The sequence below is a fragment of the Rhodococcus sp. 05-2255-3B1 genome, assembly GCF_002258545.1.
GTDB lineage: Bacteria > Actinomycetota > Actinomycetes > Mycobacteriales > Mycobacteriaceae > Rhodococcoides.
Genome location: NZ_NOZC01000027.1, coordinates 361,386 through 378,998, shown reverse-complemented (window position 1 = coordinate 378,998; position 17,613 = coordinate 361,386). Strand labels below are relative to the sequence as shown.

The following is a 17,613-nucleotide window of genomic DNA, read 5'->3' as shown; positions in this document are numbered from 1 at the left end:
GCCAACGAGGAAGCCTCCGATGTGTCCGCGGTCCGTTCGTGTCGGCAGAGTCCGTCATCGATTCGCCTTTCGTTCGGTTCTGGTCAGGCCACCGAGATCGCCGGACCGGCAAGGTCGGGACGAATGCGCCGAAGTACGTCCATGCGCAGAGCACCGAAGAGTTCCGAACTCTTGGTGCTCAACTGATCTCGCGCATCCGGCAGTGGCACTGGAACGGTAGCCGTCACCGATGCCGGGGCTCCGCCGAGAACGATCACCTTGTTGGACATGTAGACCGCTTCGTCGACGTCATGGGTCACGATGATGACCGTCATCCCGAACTCGCGTTGCACTTTCATCGTCAGGTCTTCGAGATCGGCACGGGTCTGAGCGTCGACGGACGCGAACGGCTCGTCCATCAGCAGGACCCGGGGCTCGAATGCGAGCGCCCTCGCGATGGCCGCGCGCTGCTGCATTCCGCCCGACATCTCCCACGGGTACAGGTCACCGCGGCCTTCGAGTCCGACCGATTCGAGGGCGGATTCGGCGCGTCGACGCCGCTCCGACTTTCCCGTGGTCCGACGCAACGGAAGTTCCACGTTCTCTCTGACACGCATCCACGGCAACAACGAGCGACCGTAGTCCTGGAAGACGACCGCCAGATCAGTCGGTGGGCCGTCGACCTTCGTGCCGTTGATCGACACCTCACCCGTTGCGGATGTCAGTCCGGCCACGGCGCGAAGCAACGTCGACTTGCCTGTGCCCGAATGGCCGACGATGCAGACCAATTCACGTTCGTCGACCGTGAAGTCGACGTCTTCCAGCACGGGCCTGGTTGCACCGGCGTAGGTCTTGCACAGCTTCCGAACGGCCACCGCGGGCGCGGGTCGGTCGTTCACTGCGCTGTGTTCGTTCACTGCGCTGTGTTCGTTCACTGCGCTGTGTTCGTTCACTGCGCTGTGTTCGTTCACTGCGCTGCGGTCGTTTCGAGTCGTAGACGATGCCACCGAAGGGTCCTTCTCTCCAATAGAGCGAACAGTAGATTGAGTCCGTAGCCCAGCAGTCCGAGCATGATGAGTCCTGCCCACATGTCCGTCATGGCGTAGGTGCGCTGAGATTGCAGGACGAAGTAGCCGATCCCCTCGGACGAGGCGAACAGCTCGCTGCCCACCATGGCCACGACTGCAACGGCAACGCTGGTTCGCATTCCCGCGATGATCTGAGGTGTGGCGGAACGCAGGAACACGCGCATGCTCGAATCCCACCGGCCGAGACGGTAACTCCTCGCGACATCGCGTACCAAAGGATCGACCGCGCGAACTCCGTCGACGGTGTTGAGCAACGTCGGCCACATGCAGGCGAAGGCGATGATGGCGACCTTCTGCACGACGTCCGTGCCGAGTAACACGATCGTCAGCGGAACCAGGGCGATAACCGGTGTGGCTCGGATGAATTCGAGTGTCGGGGACAGCGCACGATGCGTCTGCGGCATCGAACCCAGCGCCAGCCCGCACAGAATTCCGATTGTCACGCCGAGGAGGAACCCGATGCCGAAGTTTCGGAGGCTCGGCACCACGTGGACGGCGAACTGATCGGAGAACCACAGGTCTGCGAACCGCGTCATGATCTCGCGCAGCGGTGGAAAGTAGAACGAGGAACTACTGCTCGACACGAACCACCACAGTCCGACGAGAAGAACCGGAAGCCAGGCCTCGACGGCGATAGAACGAATACGGGTCACGACGGAATCCTCTGCGATGGGTGCCAGCGGCACAGCCGGCGCTCGGCCGCGGCGAACAGATACAGCACGGCGACACCCATGAGGGCGGTCACCAGAGTCAGGGCAAAGACATCGACCATCTGCGCGTTCATCTGAGCCTGCGCGAGCGTCTTTCCGATTCCCGGTACTGCGGCCAACAGCTCGATTCCTATCGCGAGGAGCATCGCCATCACTGCGGCGATACGAAAGCCGGTGGCCACGAACGGAGTAGCGGACGGCACGATGACGAAGCGGATGACCTGGAATCTGCTCAGGCGATACGACCGAGCCGCTTCGAGTGCTGCACCGTCGACGTCCCGGACCCCGTACATCGTCTGGAGCAGGATCGGCCACACGCAGGCTGCCACCACCACCGTCAGCTCGGTCTGACGGGTGGTTCCGTAGATGAGCGCGACGAGAGGGATGATCCCCAACGTCGGAATCGATCGAAGGAACTCGATGACGAATCGGCAACTGCGGTAGGCGAAGTCACTCGTCCCGAGCAGAATTCCCAACGGCACCGCGATGATGGTCGAGTACAGCAGGCCCAAGGCCCAGCCGGTCACGGTCGACGCGATATCGGTCCAGAACGTCGCCGTCGTCGCCATGTCCAGCACTCTCGCGGCCACCGGAACGGGCCCGGGAATCGTGTCCGCGGCGAACATGCCGGACGACGACAGGGCGGCCCAGCCGAGTATCAGCAGCACCGGAGCGATGGCCTTCTGCGCCGCGGAGGGCATCGCCGGTCGCACTCGGAGCACCGGCGCGGTGCGCAGCGCCGCACTGGTCATCGGGTGAGCCCACTGATGTCGGCCGAGGAATCGAGCGCCCCGTTCTCCCGGAGAATCGTGGCGATGTCGTCCAGTCCCGCTGCGTCGACGCGACTTTCGAGTGCCGGGTACCCCGTGTCCCCGACGGTGTCGGCCGGCGTGCCGAAATGTTCGACCATGGCGGCCCGCATGTCGTCGGGGTGCGAGTCGGCGTACTCCACGGACTCGTCGAGTGCGGTCTGGAATTTGTCGACCACCTCGGGGTTGGTCTCGACGTAGTCGCGGGTGCCGGTGACGACGACCCGGGGCGCGGGGCCGAAGACCTGCTCAATGGGGTCGCCCATCGGTGCCTCGAACTGTCCGGTCTTCAACAGCAGGCTGGCGTAGGGATCGCCGACCAGCGCCGCGTCGATCCGATCGGCGGTGAGTGACTCGCCCATGGCGGAGAACGGAACCTCGATGACCGACACGTCGCTGCCGTCGCCGCCGGCTTGGTCGACGACACCGCGGACCCCGTACTCGGATGCCGATGCCAGCAGGTTCACTCCGACCGTCTTGCCTTCGAGGTCGGCAGCAGTGCGAATCGGACTCCCCGCCTCGACCAGCAGGGTCGATCCGGTGCGTCCGTCCGGGCCTGCTTCGAAGGTGGAGACGCCGCCGACGACAGCCAGGGGTATCCCCTTTCCGGCCGCCATCACGGTGCCGGGACCGGTATTGGGATTCATGTCGACCTGACCGCTGAGGAGACCACCGACCAGGTCCGCCGGCGTGATGTCGACGAGTTCGATGTTCAATCCGTTGCGCTCGAAGATGCCCTGGTCCACGCCCAGCAACACCGCGGCGTAGTCGGACAACTGCACGTTGCCGAGACGGACGGTGGTCAGTCCGTTCTCCGACGCCGCAGGCGCGGCTTGTGTTCCACCGCATGCGGTCGCGGTCAGCGCCAGGAGGACCCCCGCGGTCGCGGCAATCGATCGCGTTCGGACATGTCGGCGCAGTGGAGTCATCATCGATCACCTTCGGTTGGCTCGGTCCCGCTGCCTACTGCAGCGTCGAAAGGTGACGATAGTGACGGAGACCACACTGCGATACAGATGATCCATCCACATTTCGACGTGCACAGTGGGGATCCAATCCATCCCGTCCGAAGCCTGCTTCCCATACTGTCGGCACCATGACCATCGATCGAGTACCGGTATCCGGCGGGCACCTCGCCGTCGAAATACACACCGGCACCAGCGAGCCCATCCTCGTGGTGCACGGTGTTTCCAGCCAGCGCATGCTCTGGAGCTGGCTGCGCGCGGAGTCGCCGCACCTGACACTCGTCGCCCCGGACCTTCGCGGCAGAGGTGACAGCGTCGAGGTCGCGGGACCGTCCTCGTTGGCCCAGCACGCAGACGACCTCGACGCCGTCCTGGACGCATTGGGGCTCGACGCGGTGCACGTCTGCGGAATGTCGATGGGCGGATTCGTGGCGGTCGAGTTCGCGGCCCGGTACCCGTCCAGGGTGAAGAGTCTCGTCCTCGTCGACGGGGGCGTGCCGGTGGCACCGCCCGCCGGCCTCACGCAGGAGAACGTTGCCGCGGTCTTCGCGGACAGAATCGCTCGAACTCAGCAGCACTGGAACGACATCGGCGACTACATCGAATTCCTGGTCTCGACGTCGTTGCCGCTACTCGACCCCGCCGATCCGCTCTTGCGGACGTACGCCGAACACGATCTGGTCGACGGATCGGTCCGGCTGTCGTCCGATGCGGTCGTCGCGGACGCCACGGACGTCTTCTTCGGTGCCTCGCGGTTCCGGGAACTGACGATGCCGATTCGATTCCTGCACGCGCAGTGGAGCGTTGGCGCCGATTCCGCGCCGATGTACTCGAGCCAGATCGTCGACGCGCTCGACCTGACGTCCATCACCGCGATGCCGGGACTCGATCACGCCGGAACGATCATGACCTCGATCGGTGCCGCGGCCGTCGGAGCGACCGTCGATCAGGCTCTACGAGGCGAATGACTGCCCGATTCGAGCCGTCGACACGAAACGGCCTCCTCACGCTCTACTGGGTTCGATCCCGAGCCAGGATGCGTTCGAGGTAGTCGAGATCCTCGCGGAGCATCGAGATGGCCCGCTCGGGCCCCTCGGGTACGACGGGCTTGCCGCTGTCCTGAGCAACGGTGCGCAGTGCCATGTCGGCGAGTTGAGTGGCTACGCTCCGATCGGCGTCGGGGTCACCGCTCTGGTGCCACCACGCGACCCAGTTGAGCATGCCGATGATGCCGAGTGCCGCAGTGCGCGGATCGACCGGCCGGAATTCCCCTGCCTTGACACCACTTTCGACGACCGTCACGAACTCCTTGAGCACGTGCCGGCGACTCTGCTGGTAGGTGTGCGACATCTCCTCGGGGAGATCGGCTTCCGATCTGATGATGAGCTTGAAGCGATCGGCGCTCTGGGCCTGATTCAACGCGATCGCGGTCGCCATCTTCCGTAGCTTCTCCGTGGGACCGAGGTCGGATCGCTCGTTGATCTCGTGCAGAACAGCGGCCGGCGTCTCGGTGCTCTCGCTGATGAGTCGCGAGAGCAACTCGTCCTTGTTCGCTACGTAGTGGTACAGCGCTGGCCGAGTGAGACCGGTGGCGTCCGCGATGTCCTGCAGGGTGGTACTGGCAAATCCCTTCTCGGCGAACAACCGCGTGGCCTGGTCGAGAATCTGCTTCTCGACCAGCTCCCGACGCGGGTTGCGCGCCGATCCCCGTGGTGAGTCCTCGCGTGTCATGACCGAAGAATAACCGTCGCTCTCGTCAAGGACCGACAGACACCAGGTGGGTGCGCGCACCGACGAGACCTGCCACCGCGTCGGGCATGCACTCCTTCGGCACATCGACGACGACGAGTGCGCTGGTGTTGCGCATCATTCGCTCCGCGACATCGAGACGGGTGAGGACGTGATCACGCTCCTCGGACCCGGTCAACCACACCGTTGAGCTCGCCTTGGCCTCGTCGACGACGGCCGTCGCCTTCTCGTTCCACGCTGACTCGACGTCCACGGAGACCACCGTCGTCGTCGGATCGTCGCGAAGATCGGACGGGGCGAATCGGTCGGGGAACGACCGCCCACCGTGATCGATGGGCCGCGAGAGGATCCACCGAGATACGTCGACGGGAACCTCCGAGTCGGCCGGGACCTGTGCGTAGCCGGCAATTCCCTTCCACGCCACCTCGGGGGCGGAGTCGAGAAACCGCTCGAGACCGACCTTCCCGGCTCGCGTCATGTACGCAACCATGAGCTGGTCCACGGGTAGATCCATCCGCTGCGGGAAGGACTCCCACCACTGTTCACTGCGCACCGCGATCTGCTGGAGGTGGTCCACCGCAGGGCGACGCACCCGTTCGTACTCGGTGAGGGCTTCGTCGACCGTCGCAGCCGACGCCAGTGCGGCATCGAGGGCGATGGCGTCCTCCATGGCGAGCTTCGTTCCCGATCCGATCGAGTAGTGGGCTGTGTGGGCGGCGTCTCCGAGAAGAACTGTGTTGTCCACCGCCCACTTTCGGCACTTGACGGTTCGGAACTGCATCCACCTGGTCCGGTTGCCGATGAGGCTGTGATCCTGGAGTGTCTCGGAGAATGCCTTCTCGAGGTAGCGCAACGACGTCTCGTCGCTATCGGCCGGATCCGTGGCAGCTGTCGTGACGTCGAAGCCCGCCCGATGCCACGTGTCGAGATCGGTCTCGATCAGAAACGTACTGCGATCTGCCGCATAGGGATACGCGTGAGCGACGAACGTGCCGTGCTCGGTGGTGACGGGCACGAAGATGGCACTCGGCAGTGCGAAATCCGTTCCGCACCAGAGGTAGAGCCCGGTTCCGGTGGTGATGTCCGCACCGAATCGGTCGTCGGCCGTGCGTGTCGCGCTGTTGATCCCGTCCGATGCGATCACGAGGTCGGCATCGAATTCGTGCGCTCGGTGACGTTCGCCGAACACGAGTCGAACCCCGGCGTCGTGTGCTTGCTGCTGCAGCACGGACAGCAGTCGGGCGCGGCCGATCGCGAGAAGATCGCCGTGGGCCAAGCGGGCCGTGCTGTCGCCGACCTGCATGGACATCTCGTGCGAATAGGATTCGGCCACAATCGCATCGAGGGATCTGGCGTCGGCCTGCCGAAGGTTGCGTTGCGTCCGTGACGCCAGCCCCACTCCGAAACCGAACGTGGTATCCGGTGAACTCTGTTCGTAGACCGTGATCTCCGCGTCGGGATTGGACAGTTTCAACAGCCGTGCGGCGTAGAGCCCGCCCGGGCCTCCGCCGATGACTACGACGCGGTCGAGTTTCATCGTTGCCTCTCGAGCTTCGCGGCGATGTCGAGCCGCAGACGCTTCTTGTCGATCTTGTTGACGTTGGTTCGGGGAAGCTCGTCCACCCATTCGAGACGTTCGGGCCACTTGAACTTGGCCACGCCGAGCCCCGTGAGGTGTTCCTGTACGTCGGCCATCGTCAATGGCACCCCGTCGGTGACGAGATACGCGCACGTCTTCTCGCCGAGCCGAGGGTCGGGCATCGCGACCACGGCCGCGGAACGAACGGCAGGGTGATCGAGCAGCAGCAGCTCCACCTCCTCGGCGTTGATCTTCTCGCCGCCGCGGTTGATGAGGTCCTTGATCCGCCCCTCGATCGTGACGTACCGCTCGCCTGCGACGACGGAGATCGACGCCAGATCGCCGGTCCGGTAGAAACCGTCGGAGGTGAAGGCAGTTCGATTGTGCTCGGGGGCACCGAAATACCCGGTGATCGTGTACGGACCACGGCAGCACAGTTCCCCGACTTCCCCGTCGGGCAGCTCGATCTCCGTACCGGGATCGAGGATGCGCACCTCGTCCTCCGCGCAGACCGGGGTGCCGACGGTGGCGATCCGCGCGTCGCGGGGAGCGGCGACCGGGGTGACGGTGAGCAACCCCTCGGACATTCCGAACAACTGACCCGCCCAATGATCTCGACCGTCGTCGACGCGGTCCATCAGTGCCGGTGACACTTTGGCACCGGACAGGATCACGTGCCGCAGACGCTCACGCACGCGATCGAACTCGGGACTCGACACGGCCTGGTAGTGACCGTGGCCGATCAACACCTCGGTGGCTTCCGCGCGTTCCATGAGGTCGAACGCCGATCGGACGTCGGCTGTCGCGAGTACGAGACACGCGCCGACCGAGTGCGAGGCGTGCAGACCGCAGGCAATCCCTGCGTTGTGGACGATTGGAATCAGATGGGCGACGCGGCTGTCCGATGTCCACTCGAGCCGCTGCGCGTACATGAGTGCGTTGTTCCAGTACTCGGCATGGATCCGCGGAATGACCTTCGGTACTCCCGTTGTCCCGCCGGACAATTGGAAGGCAACGACGTCCTCGGGATCGGTCTCGGCCTCGATGGCTTCGACGACTGCTCGGGCCTCGGTGGGGTCGATGCCCTGCCCGAGGTCCTCGAGGCGCAGCTCGCCACCCTCCGCTCCTCCGACGGTCACAACATGGCGAACGGTCTGGCTGCCCGCGGCATGCTCGTGGGCGAACGAGACCAGATCGAACGACGGCAGACCGGCCTCCACCACGTGCGCGACCGCACCCACCGCGGCACCGATGTGCGCGATCTCGTGCATCCGGTGCGCGGCCAGTGTGGCGACCGGAACGAGCCCGGCCTTGAGACAGCCGTACCACGCCAGCACCGTCTCCAGCCGGTTCGTCAGTTGGAACAGCACCGGATCGAGGCGCAGCAGACCCAGTCGAACCAATCCGGCGGCGATGGCGTCGGTACGACGGTCGAGTTCGGCGAAGGTCATCGACCCCTCTGCGCTGATGACGGCGGGCCGGTCGGGATACCGGACAGCGATGTCGCGGAACCGTCGGCTGGTAGGTAGCGAACTCCACGAACCGCTCTGCAGATAGTGCTGTGCTCGGTCCTGCGGGTATCGCACCAGCCTGCCGTCCCAGTCCGAGTGGGTCGCCTCGGTGGTCACCGTCATCGCTGAGCCACCGCGGGAAGCAATCGAGAGATCTCCAACGAATGATCGGGGTGGTCGGCCGGGACGATTCCCGAGTAGACGGCCGTCCAGCATCCGGGGCAGCACAGTTGGCGAAAGACGATGGGAGTGTCGACGTACTCGGCCGGATCCGAGGTCACCTGCGGTCCGGCCGCCGAGGACGGGCCCTCGTAGCGAGCCAGATCCAGTACACCGCTGTTCTTCTCGTCACCGAGCAGTCGCCCGCACTGTGCGCAGGCGATGACCCGAACGTCCCCGACGGTCACCTCGGACAGGTTGTCGTCGAGCCGCCTGGCCAGCGAAAGATCCATGATGGGGGCGTCGGAATGCTGGGTGGAACGCGTGCGCCGTTCGTCGATCATGTCCCGACGTCGTCGCGTAGTTGCTGCCTCGTCCACCTTTCCCCCGTCGATCACCACGCCGTAGACGATGTTCGCGCCCTCCGCGGTGACCTTGCCTTCGCGTAGGTCCACCACGACGGCCTCCGGATCGCGATGCAACGGATCTCCGTAACCGCCGCCGCCCTGCCAGTGCATGTACAGCACTTCACCGGGAGCGACGTAGCTTTCGGCGTAGCACGCGCCGAATTCCTTTCCGCCGCCGAGCTCTTCGAGGGCGCCGGGAATCTTTCCCGCTGCGAACTGCTCGATGACGTCGGTACTGCGTGCCAGGATTTCGAGTCCGGTGTTACCTGGGTATCCGCCGGCGAGACCGTTGTTCTGCGCCACGGCTTTACCCGCAGACGCAAGCACGAGGCCCATCGGGAGCGAGGTGCCGTACGGCGTGACAGCGAGCGATGCACTGACGCCACCTCGTTGACGACCGGGTCCACCGGAGTCCGGCTCTTCACGACGCCACAGCGTGAGCAGCGGGTAGAGGAACTCGGTCATTTCCGTATCGGGGATGCGCCCCATCGGAATACAGAAGAGTCCGCCGGTATCCATGCCGTCTGCGGTCGGGCGTGCGCCGTAACCGCCTGCCATCGGTTCCATCATGATGTTGAGGAACGGAACGGGTTGTTCTCCGCGTTCGTCGAGGCCCGCGATCACGGCGGTGTCCCAGGTGCCGCAACATGCAGCCTGCACGCTCTTGCCGAGGTCGACCGATCGGTCGAGCATCTGCGACAGACATTCGGCGATGAGGGTTCCGGTCAGCCACGCCGGTCCGATGGGACCACGGCTGACCGCCGCCGGGAAGCTCGCGTTGTTGATGGTGCCCTCTTCGGAGACCAGGTCGAAGCATCGCATCAATCCGCCTGCGGACCAGGGAATGTCACCCGCGAGGATCGGAAGCAAGGCGAGCATGACGCCGCCGCGCATTCCTGCGTAGGTGCAGTTGATGACGCCCGTCTGCTTGTCGGTGCCGGTGAAGTCGAACGTGAGATGGTCGGCGGTCTTGCTCATCGCGACGGTGATCTTGTGCACGTCGCGATCACCGGTGTGCGACTGGTCCTGGTAGCCGGTGGCCTTCCAGGTCCCGTCGGGCAGCGACGAGAGTTTGCTGCGCAGTCGGCCTTCGGCGTCGGTCATCATGCGCTTCATGACGGCCTTGACGGTGTCGGCACCGTACTGCTCGATGACGGCGAGCATACGATTGCGTCCGACGGTGTTCGCACCGATCTTCGCCCGCAGGTCGAGCCCGACCAGCATCGGAACTCGGGAGCGTCGCACCCAGAGATCGGCGATGTCGCGTTGGAGTTCGTAGTCGCGGACGACCTTGACCGGTGGAGTCGGAAGCGATTCGGAGAAAACATCTTTCGCGGACGGGTCGAACGACCCGAGTCCGGAACCGCCGAGGTCGGGTTCGTGGCAGATCGCGCTGGTCCAGGCGAACAGCTTGCCCTCGTGGAAGATGGGTTGGTAGACGATGACGTCGCTCTGGTGCAGTCCCCCGCCGACCCATGGGTCGTTGCACAGGAACATGTCACCCGGCGCGATTCCGGGGTTGACGGCGCGATGTTGCAGCGTCCAGTAGATCGCCAGGTCCACGGCTCCGACGAGCATGGTGTTGTAGAGGCCGACCTGAACCTCTTGTCCCAGTTCGTCACTGATCGCGAAGTCGAAATCGTTCGCGTCGGTGACGATGGGTGAGCCCGACATTCGTTTGAGTGCCTCGCCCATCTCGTCGGTGACCGACCAGAGTCGGTGCCGGATGACCTCGTAGGTCAACGGATCGAGGTCGTCGATCTGCTGCTGCGTGACGGTGTGCACCGGCAGGGTCGGTGGGAGGGTGCGCGCGAGAGCGTCGGGATCGACGGGGCGGGACGAGAAGATCTCGGACCCGGGAATTGCTGATGTCATGGTGCGGTTCTCCTGTGGTCTCAGCCGGCGACGATGTTGAGGTTGCCGAGGCGGTCGACAGTTCCGGTGGTGCCGTGCGGGACGACGACGGTCGTCGTAGGGACTTCGACGATGGCGGGGCCGGCGAGGACGTGCCCGGCAGCGAGCTTGCTGTAGTCGTAGATATCGGTGTCGACGTAGCCGATTCGACCGTCCAGGTTGACTTTTCGGGAGCCGATGCGGGCGGCCGATGCGTCGGCGGAGTCGGCCGACTTCAATTCGGGCAGAGTCGGCGAGAACGGCAGCACGCCCGTCGCGCGAACGCGATAGGTGATCGCCTGAATGCCGGCTTCGCGGAATCCACTGTCCTTGCCGTACAGATCTGCGTACCGCTGCTCGAAGAGGTCCGAGGCATGGGCGACACTCGCCGAGTCCAGCGAGCCTCCTGGAACGGTCGTGGCCACCTCGGCCAGCTGCATCGTGTACCGCATGTCGATTTCACGTTCGACCTCGACGGATGTGAAATTGAGACCCTGCCGACCGAGGGCGTCGCGCACCCGCTTCTCGAGGCTCTCGAAATTGGCCTCGGCGCGGGCCGGATCGAGGGGCATCGCGGCCGGGTCGGACAGCTCGGCCGCGAGCACGATGTTCGACGACGCAAGACCGTAAGCCGAGAACGCCGACGCCACCTGCCCGAGCGGAACGATGACCTCCTTGACGCCGACCTCGGCGGCATACGCGGCGCAGTGCGACGGTCCGGCTCCGCCGAATGCGTAGAGGACGAAGTTGCGCGGATCGTGTCCGGCTTCGACGACGGTCTTGCGCAGGAGATCGCCGGTCTGCGCGTTCTGCACGGCGTAGATCGCAGCCGCCGCATCCTCGATCGACAGACCGAGCGGTTCCGCGATTCGGCGTCGAATGGCCTCGCGCGCAAGCTCTTTGTCGAGTGGTTTGCGACCGCCGAGCAATCCGCGTTCGGGGAGGATGCCGAGGACGAGGTTGGCATCGGCATTGGTGGGTTCGGTTCCGCCCTGCCCGTAACAGGCGGGACCGGGTACGGCTTGCGCGCTGTGCGGTCCGATCTGAAGATTGCCGCCTGCATCCACCCAGGCGATGGCGCCGCCGCCGGAGCCGATGGCGTGTACCTGGAGGGTGGGCACGTTGATCGGGTGGTGATTGATGATGGTGCTCGACGCGCGTACCGGTTCACCGTCGACGACCAAGCCGACGAGGAACGTGGTTCCGCCGACGTCGGTGGCGATGATGTTCTCGTGTCCCAGCTGCTTTCCGAGCGACACGGCACCGACCACGCCGCCGGTCAACACGGAACCGACTGTGCTGATGGCGTTCTTCGGGGCCTCGGCTGCGGCAACGGCACCGCCGTTGCTCTGCATCACCAGCAGTGGGCCGGCGAGGTCGAGGGCACGCAGCTTCTTCTCCAACGAACCGAGGTAGTCGCGCAGTCCCGGACCGATCTGAGTGCTCATGATCGTGGTCGCGTTGCGGGCGAACTCACGGATGCGCGGGCTCACCTCGGAGGACAGCGAGACGAACATGTCGGGCGCGATCTCGTGCACCAGTTCACGAATACGCTGCTCGTGCACCGGGTTACGGAACGACCAGAGCAGCGAGACCGCAATGCCGGAGACGCCGTCGTCGACGAGGCTTCGGATGGCGACGCGCGCGGACTCCTCGTCGAGGGCAACGACGACATTGCCGTCTCGATCGAGCCGTTCGGTGACCTCGAGTGCATGCCGCTTGGGAACCAGACCGTGGGACTTGCTCTGCCCCAAGACGTTCTGCAGTTGCTCGGGCGAACCACCGAGGTAACGGCCCTCGACGTTCATGATGTAGATCGAATCCCGATGCCCCTTGGTGGTCAGAAACCCGACCGGCGGGACATTGCCCATCACCAGAGCATTGAGCGAGGACGTGGTGCCGTGCGCGATGTGGTGGGTGTTCGCGAGCATCTCCTGCACCGGGCATCCGAGCTGCTCGGCCAACGCTTCGAGAACGTCGATGACGCCCTGGGAATAGTCGGGTGGAGTCGAGGGCGCCTTGGCCGCGACCACGGTGCCGGAACTGTCGTCGAGTACTGCATCCGTGAACGTTCCGCCGACGTCCACTCCGATCACATAGGTCATGCCGGTGTGCTCCTTAGGTCCGAGTCGAAGACGTTCTGGCATGTGAGAGCGAGACACCCTCGAACACTGCTTACGTCTGCGTCGAGTATTCGACGTGACCGACGACATGTCAAGCACGAATGTGAGTGCTGTCACCTCCCTCGATTCCGTCCGACTCGATACTGCCGTTCACTTCCACTGGTGGACGCCACTTGACGAATCATCGCAAACGTCGAATACTCGTCATCAACGTCAAATACCGGAAGGCAGTGCATGAATATTCACCGTGTGGGCTTGGTCGTTCCGAGCTCCAACGTCACCGTGGAAACGGAGATGCCGGCCCTGTTGGCGCGACATCGACAGGCGCGGTTCTCGTTCCACTCCTCGCGAATGCGCATGCAGGCCGTGTCACCGGAGCAACTGCGAGCGATGAACGCCCAGCGAGAGCGGTGCATCCTCGAATTGGGTGATGCCGGGATCGACGCCGTTCTCTATGCCTGCCTCGTCGCCCTGATGGTCGCCGGGCCCGGGGAACACCAACGTGTCGAGGGGTTGGTGGCCGAGCAACTCGCCACGGGCGGATCCGATGCAGCCGTCCGGTCGAGCGCGGGAGCCCTCGTGGAAGGCCTGCGCGCTCTGGACGCGAGCAACATCGTTCTCGTGACGCCGTACATGCGACCACTAGCGGAGAAGGTGGTCGAGTACATCGAGGCCGAAGGTATTCGCGTACTCGATTGGCGTGCCCTCGAAGTCTCCGACAACGCCGAAGTCGGCTGCATCCCTGGCGAACGGGTCATGGACGCGGCCAGATCTTTGGATCTCACCGGTGCCGACGCACTGGTGATCTCCGCGTGCGTACAGATGCCGTCCCTGCCTCTCGTCCAGGCTGCCGAGGACGAGTTCGGGATTCCCGTGCTCTCGGCCGCCACGGCAGGTGCCTACAGCCTGCTCCGTGCGCTCGACCTGTCCGTCGATCTACCGGATGCCGGCTCGTTGCTCCGCGCGGACGCCGTCGTCGCGTCGTAGATCGTCACTTCGTAGAGAGGAAATCTCCATGTCCGACTTGCCACACAAGGTTCGGGGCGTCGACCACGTCGCCTATCCCACGTTCGATCCGGCAGCAACGGTCGAGTTCTACCGCGACGTGCTCGGGTTCCCCGTCGTCCATTCCATCTGCGCAGCGGGGTGGGGACCGGAGAAGCATCCGGACTTCATCCACTTCTTCTTCGACATCGGCAACGATGATCGCCTCGCATTCTTCTACTATTTCGGTCTCGAGCCGTTCGACGGTGGACCACAGGGTGACGCGTATTCACGCTTCGCCGACGACGTACCGATCTTCTTCATCCGCTCGCGTCACCTGGCGATTCACGTCGACAGCGAAGAAGACCTGATGGAGTATCGACGACGGCTCGACGGCAGCGACTGGCCCGTGGAGATGCAGATCCAGCACGAGACGATCGAGTCCATCTACACCCACGATCCCAACGGCTACATGATCGAGCTCACCCGCGCGATGCGTCCGGTCACGCCGCAGGAGGACCTCGACGCGAATCTGACGATCGACGCCCTGATCGACGTCGTTCGCGGACCCGACCCGAGTATGGCGAACCTGTTGACCCGCAAGGCCGAGTTGATCGTCGAGCGTGCGGCCGACTGGTCGGCCGAGAACGAGGTGGGGGTGTCGTGACCACGTTGTACGTCCTCGACATTCCGGAGAACACGACGATCGCGTCGGTTGCGGACATCGATCCGGCCGTGCGCGTGGACCATGTCGGCCCGTACTTCCGCATAGTCTCGGACGGGGACATCGTGATCGATCGTCGGGCGACCGGATGCAGGCACGCAGTCTGGTACAGCAGTGTCTCGGGCCTGTCCGACTCTCGAATCACACAGTGGGACAAAGACGCTTTGCGCGTCGAGGGATCATGACTGCGGCCCGTCTCGGGGCCGGTCGCTACATCGACGCCGCCGAGGCACCGAGCAACACCGTCACCTCGACGCACGAGCTGACCACCGCAGACGGCGCCAAGGTCAGCGGAGTGCTGAGAACGGTTCCCGGTGCCGACGTCGTCGTGGCGTTGATGCACCCGAGACAGGATCTGACGCACCACGTACTGGTGCCCGAACTCCTCGCCCGCGGATACGCGGTCTGGACCCAGGGCACGCGTTCGGTGAACAACGACATCTCCCTGGTACACGAGCAGGCATTGCTCGACGCAGCCGCCGGGCAGGTATTCCTGCGTTCACGGTCGTTCGATCACGTTGTGACGCTGGGACACTCCGGTGGCGGCACCCTGTTCGCGTTCTACCACGAGCAGGCCGGTCTTGCGCCGGAGCATCGACTGACGGCCACCCCGTCCGGTCGGCCGATCGATCTCGCGTCGGCGGAGATGCCGGTGCCGGACGGTGCGATCTTCATGGCTCCGCACCCCGGACAGGGTGCGCTGCTGCTGCGACTGATCGATCCTTCCGTCGTCGACGAATCCGACCCCATGTCCATCGACCCGTCGCTCGATCCCTTCGATGCAGCCAACGGATTCGTCGACGCACCGGAAAGTTCGTCGTATCCGGAGGACTTCGTTCATCGGTATCGCGCCGCGCAGCACGAGCGCGTCGCTCGGCTGGACGCGCTCGCGCGGTCACGGGTCGCCGAAGCATCCGAGGCCCGACGGCGTTTCAAGACAAGCGGTGATCCTGCCGACCGTCGAGATGCGTTGGCGCCGCGCATATTGACCGTTTATCGTACCGACGCGGACCTGAGATTCACCGATCTCTCGCTCAGTCCGAACGCTCGACCGTACGGTTCGTTGTTCGGCCGACGGCCGGATCTGACGAACTACGGGCTCGTCGGTTTCGCGCGCCTGTCCACGCCCGATGCCTGGTTGTCGACGTGGTCCGGTCTGAGCTCCAACGCCGACTTCGTTCGGTGCGCACCGTCGGTGACGGTCCCGTCGTTGTTCGTCGAACTGACCGGCGATCAGGCGTGTTTCCCGGAGGACGCGTCGAGGATGGTCGAGGCTCTGGGCTCGATCGACAAGTCTCGTGTGGCGATCGAGGGCACCCACTTCGGCGGCCCCATTCGCGACGGGGCGCCCACCGGCGCTTCTCTGGCCGCCGCCGATATCGGTGCCTGGTTGTCCGACCACTTCATCTGACCCTCTTGCGAGCGGAAACACATGTCACGTAACACTTTTTCTCCCGTGGTCGCACTCTGTCTGGCGGCGCTGACGCTGGAAGGGTACGACCTTCTGATGTACGGCACGGTGGTTCCGTCGCTCCTGGCGTACGAGCCGTGGGATCTGGATCCGGCGACCGTCGGGGTACTCGGATCCGTGGTGGGAGTCGGCATGCTCGCCGGGGCACTCGCCGCGGGCAGCATCGCGGATCGCTGGGGTAGGCGACGCGCCTTGATCGCCGCAGTCGCGTTGTTCTCGGCCGCGATGGGATGCTGTGCGATTGCACCCTCACCCGAGATCTTCGGAGCAGCGCGATTCGTCGTCGGCGTCGGAGCAGGAGTGTTGATGCCGACCGCTGCATCGATGCTGATCGAATTCTCCCGACTGGACACGAGAGCACGAACGGTCGCACTGGGATTCGTGGGCACCAGTGTCGGCGGTATCGCGGCGGGGATCCTGTCGCTGTGGCTCGTCCCGGCGTTCGGCTTCCGAGCGATGTTCGCAGCAGGGATGATCCCAGCGTTGTTGATTCTGCCGGCAATGCTCAGACATCTTCCCGAATCACCCGCGTTCCTCAACTCGCGAGGCAGGACGGATGCAGCACAGAGGATCTCGACCCATTACGGACTCGAGGAAGCATCGGAGGGTGCCGGTGGCGACCCGACATCGACGGATCGCGGAATCGGCGCGCTGTTCACCGCGAACCGTGCGCGAGTGACGTTGTCCTTCTGGGTGATGACCCTGCTGTGCCTGCTCGTGTTGTTCGGTGTCGCGACCTGGTTGCCCGCTGTCATGAGGTCGGCCGGATACCCACTCGGCGCCGCGCTGTCCTTTTTGCTGGTGCTCAATGTGGGCGGTGCAGTAGGCGCTCTCGGCGGTGCTCACCTGGCCGATCGTTACGGCATCAAACCGGTGACCACTCTCGGATTCCTCTGTGCAGCAGTATCGTTGGCTCTGATCGCGACCACTCCCCCGATCGGCATCGTGTACGTTCTGGTGCTGGTCGCAGGCATGGGTACGACGGGGACGCAGATCCTGCTGAACACCTTCATCGGTGGCTACTACCCCGTGGCCTGCCGGACAACAGGATTGGGCGTCGCACTCGCGGTGGGGCGACTCGGCGCGATCGTCGGCCCCACCTACGGTGGAATGTTCGTCGCCGCCGGTGCAGGTACCAGCACTCAGCTGTTGGCTTTCGCCCTGCCCGCAATCATCGGAGCCGCGGTTACGATTCTGATTCCGGCGGGCCGCCGTGACACTCCCGCAGCGGACGTCTCCTCCACCAGGTCGTCCGATCGGTCGCGTCCACGATCGTGAACTCCGCGCAGCAATCCAACCGATTGCATCCGATGACAACTCGGTCTGCCAGAGCATTCTGTTCTCGATCACCTGGCCTTCGAGCGCCTCGGTGCCGGCCGTAACCCGTGCCCAATTCGAGCCCTGTGCAGTGTGAACAGGGTCCGAAGGCCCTGTTTCCGGTCGATCCGACCACCGAGAATCG

General features: G+C 64.5%; 15 protein-coding genes. 6 read left to right on the top strand and 9 right to left on the bottom strand.

Annotated features, from left to right (window positions below):
* Window positions 1-83 precede the first annotated feature (83 nt).
* The 4 genes from CH249_RS16535 to CH249_RS16520 are packed head-to-tail and all read right to left on the bottom strand — an operon-like array spanning window position 84 to window position 3,518.
* Window positions 84-986, bottom strand: a complete 903-nt coding sequence (locus tag CH249_RS16535; protein ID WP_256988350.1) for an ABC transporter ATP-binding protein — start codon at window positions 984-986, stop codon at window positions 84-86.
* Window positions 947-1,720: an ABC transporter permease gene (locus CH249_RS16530; protein WP_143537921.1), complete on the bottom strand. Its 774-nt coding sequence runs from the start codon at window positions 1,718-1,720 to the stop codon at window positions 947-949. The genes CH249_RS16535 and CH249_RS16530 overlap by 40 nt, the downstream gene beginning before the upstream one ends.
* Entirely contained in the window at window positions 1,717-2,529 is an 813-nt protein-coding gene (locus CH249_RS16525) for an ABC transporter permease (protein WP_094683293.1), read from the bottom strand. Before CH249_RS16525 ends, CH249_RS16530 begins: the two co-directional genes overlap by 4 nt.
* Window positions 2,526-3,518, bottom strand: coding sequence for an ABC transporter substrate-binding protein (locus CH249_RS16520; RefSeq protein ID WP_094645523.1), 993 nt, complete (start codon window positions 3,516-3,518; stop codon window positions 2,526-2,528). Before CH249_RS16520 ends, CH249_RS16525 begins: the two co-directional genes overlap by 4 nt.
* A 164-nt stretch (window positions 3,519-3,682) precedes the next feature.
* Between CH249_RS16520 and CH249_RS16515 the strand changes: the two genes are divergently transcribed.
* Window positions 3,683-4,519 (top strand): alpha/beta fold hydrolase, encoded by an 837-nt coding sequence (locus CH249_RS16515; RefSeq protein WP_094683292.1) that lies wholly within the window; start codon window positions 3,683-3,685, stop codon window positions 4,517-4,519.
* Between the two features lie 43 nt (window positions 4,520-4,562).
* Here the strand turns inward: CH249_RS16515 and CH249_RS16510 are convergent, their stop codons facing one another.
* Genes CH249_RS16510 through CH249_RS16490 form a run of 5 tightly spaced genes read right to left on the bottom strand, consistent with a single transcriptional unit; the run spans window position 4,563 to window position 12,954 of the window.
* Window positions 4,563-5,282, bottom strand: coding sequence for a TetR/AcrR family transcriptional regulator (locus CH249_RS16510; RefSeq protein ID WP_045196172.1), 720 nt, complete (start codon window positions 5,280-5,282; stop codon window positions 4,563-4,565).
* A gap of 25 nt (window positions 5,283-5,307) precedes the next feature.
* On the bottom strand, window positions 5,308-6,837 hold the full coding sequence (locus CH249_RS16505) for an FAD-dependent monooxygenase (protein ID WP_094683291.1): 1,530 nt from the start codon (window positions 6,835-6,837) through the stop codon (window positions 5,308-5,310).
* Window positions 6,834-8,513: a (2,3-dihydroxybenzoyl)adenylate synthase gene (locus CH249_RS16500; RefSeq protein ID WP_094683290.1), complete on the bottom strand. Its 1,680-nt coding sequence runs from the start codon at window positions 8,511-8,513 to the stop codon at window positions 6,834-6,836. The genes CH249_RS16505 and CH249_RS16500 overlap by 4 nt, the downstream gene beginning before the upstream one ends.
* Window positions 8,510-10,831: a hydantoinase B/oxoprolinase family protein gene (locus CH249_RS16495; RefSeq protein ID WP_094683289.1), complete on the bottom strand. Its 2,322-nt coding sequence runs from the start codon at window positions 10,829-10,831 to the stop codon at window positions 8,510-8,512. Before CH249_RS16495 ends, CH249_RS16500 begins: the two co-directional genes overlap by 4 nt.
* Window positions 10,832-10,851: 20 nt before the next feature.
* A complete protein-coding gene (locus CH249_RS16490) occupies window positions 10,852-12,954 on the bottom strand; it encodes a hydantoinase/oxoprolinase family protein (RefSeq protein ID WP_032394843.1) in 2,103 nt (700 codons plus the stop codon).
* Between the two features lie 252 nt (window positions 12,955-13,206).
* Here CH249_RS16490 and CH249_RS16485 point away from each other — a divergent pair, with 252 nt between their 5' ends.
* The 5 genes from CH249_RS16485 to CH249_RS16465 are packed head-to-tail and all read left to right on the top strand — an operon-like array spanning window position 13,207 to window position 17,429.
* Window positions 13,207-13,959, top strand: coding sequence for a maleate cis-trans isomerase (locus tag CH249_RS16485; protein ID WP_032394844.1), 753 nt, complete (start codon window positions 13,207-13,209; stop codon window positions 13,957-13,959).
* A gap of 28 nt (window positions 13,960-13,987) precedes the next feature.
* A complete protein-coding gene (locus CH249_RS16480) occupies window positions 13,988-14,623 on the top strand; it encodes a VOC family protein (protein WP_032394845.1) in 636 nt (211 codons plus the stop codon).
* Window positions 14,620-14,865 carry a hypothetical protein gene (locus tag CH249_RS16475; protein ID WP_032394846.1) on the top strand — a complete coding sequence of 82 codons (246 nt, stop codon included), beginning with the start codon at window positions 14,620-14,622 and terminating at the stop codon, window positions 14,863-14,865. The genes CH249_RS16480 and CH249_RS16475 overlap by 4 nt, the downstream gene beginning before the upstream one ends.
* Window positions 14,862-16,091 (top strand): alpha/beta hydrolase, encoded by a 1,230-nt coding sequence (locus CH249_RS16470; protein WP_094683288.1) that lies wholly within the window; start codon window positions 14,862-14,864, stop codon window positions 16,089-16,091. The genes CH249_RS16475 and CH249_RS16470 overlap by 4 nt, the downstream gene beginning before the upstream one ends.
* 21 nt (window positions 16,092-16,112) lie before the next feature.
* On the top strand, window positions 16,113-17,429 hold the full coding sequence (locus tag CH249_RS16465) for an MFS transporter (RefSeq protein ID WP_094683287.1): 1,317 nt from the start codon (window positions 16,113-16,115) through the stop codon (window positions 17,427-17,429).
* The last annotated feature ends 184 nt before the right edge of the window (window positions 17,430-17,613 follow it).